The sequence below is a fragment of the uncultured Campylobacter sp. genome, from assembly GCF_938040115.1.
Taxonomy (GTDB): domain Bacteria; phylum Campylobacterota; class Campylobacteria; order Campylobacterales; family Campylobacteraceae; genus Campylobacter_A.
Genome location: NZ_CALHXD010000202.1, coordinates 1 through 1,651, shown reverse-complemented (window position 1 = coordinate 1,651; position 1,651 = coordinate 1). Strand labels below are relative to the sequence as shown.

At 54.3% G+C, this 1,651-nt stretch carries 1 protein-coding gene; it reads right to left on the bottom strand.

All coding sequences use genetic code 11. From position 1 onward, the window contains the following. Positions 1-1,399 (bottom strand): phosphatase PAP2/dual specificity phosphatase family protein (locus Q0314_RS06900; protein ID WP_298057751.1); only part of this gene is annotated, 1,399 nt, incomplete at its 3' end. Between the last annotated feature and the right edge of the window lie 252 nt (positions 1,400-1,651).

Here is a 1,651-nt window from a genome sequence, read left to right as displayed (position 1 = left end):
TCACAAGCCAAGCGAGCAACACCGACGCGCTCCTGCCGTAGCCCAGCGCGCAGCACACTAACACCTTTTTACCGTTTTGCTCGGCGGCTCGCTCGTTCGCGCCTGTAAGATTTTGCCCCGCCTCGGCGATTTCGCTTTCGTTAGCCGCGACGCGCGTTTGCAAATTTACCCGCGAGTCCGCTTGCTCGTGAAATTTAAAATCTAGCCCGTGTGCGCAGCCGTTTACTTCGCCGCTAAAATTTGATCCTAGCTCTGCCTCCATTTGCGGTAAATTTTCACCGCCGCAAAGAGCCCTTTTTACGAGCCGCTCGAGTTCGTCCGCGCCGCGTTTTAGCTCGGTCGCGCTCGGCGTTATCATATCTAGCATAGGCACGCTTGCGTAAATTTGCGCGTCGCCCGGCCGCTCAAACTCGGCCGCACAGTCCAGCACCGCGTCAAATTTACCCGCCTGCTTAACCGAGCCTAGATACAGCCCGGGCAAAATCTCGTCTGAAAGCCGGCGTCTGCGCAACCAAAAAATCGCATTTAGCCGCGCGACGCAAAGATACGGGAAAAGTAAAGCTTTAGCCGCGGCGGCGTGACGGCCTTGCCCGTTTTTAGCAAAAACTCCCGCGCCCAAAAACGCGTAACCGCAAGCAACCAGCGCGAAACTAAGGCTCGCCCAAGATAGCCACAGCATCCACGCGCCCCAAATTTTAGCTCCCAAAATCGCCGCAAAAAGCGTCAAAAACGCAAGCCCCAGATATAGCGCCGCCCATTTGTAGCGAGCAGCCTCCCTAGCTATAGCAAAACTAAGCGGAGTGCCATCTAGCGGACGAATCAGTAGCACCAAGCAGCCCGCGGCCAGCCCCGTCGGAATGTCGATAAAATGGTGCTGATACGTGGTCAGCACGCTAAGGCCGATGAGCGCAAACCACGCGACAAGCGCCGCTTTAAGCCAAGCCGCACGCGCCTTGCGAAGGTAAAAAGCGCCCACCACGACGCAAAGTATGATGTGCAGCGACGGAGCTTGATTAAACGGGAGGTCAAAGGCGGCCAGGCTTGAGAATAAAAAGCCGCTAAGGCCCGAAACCGCGGGCTTCTCCCACGACATTTGCAGAGGAAAAGCGATGAAAAACAGCGTCGCGATCATCTGAGCGACTAGCAGCTGCGTAACGTAGCGCGCGAGCTCCCCGGCGTCACGGCAGAGGAAAAATCCAAGCGCGTAGAGCAAATTTAGCGACCAGTACGGCACGATGCTCCACGCCCAAAACGGTAGCGCGCGCTCCCACGCGAAATAAATCTCGGGCACGTTTGCGCGAGCGCTAGCGAGGGCGTTCGTGGCGCCGTAGCTAGCGTAAAATATCGCCGCAACGACGACTAGCGCGGCCAGCTGCGATAAAAACGGTTTTGTTTTCATTTTTGCCTTTTTTGCTAATTCTATCAAATTTTAGTGCATTTGCGCTTTGGCAGCTTAATCGGTCCGAGATCACTCGCTTGACGTAAAAGGCGTAAAAGCGTAAAATTTACTCACCGAGACCTGAATCTTTAAAATGTTAAATTTGGTTTGGTTAAATTTAGTATTGCGCATTAAATTTACTCTTTCTTGTTAAGGGAGGAGGGGCTTGAATTACGAAGTCGCTCCCTTCCCCCTTAACGATCCCCCAACCCC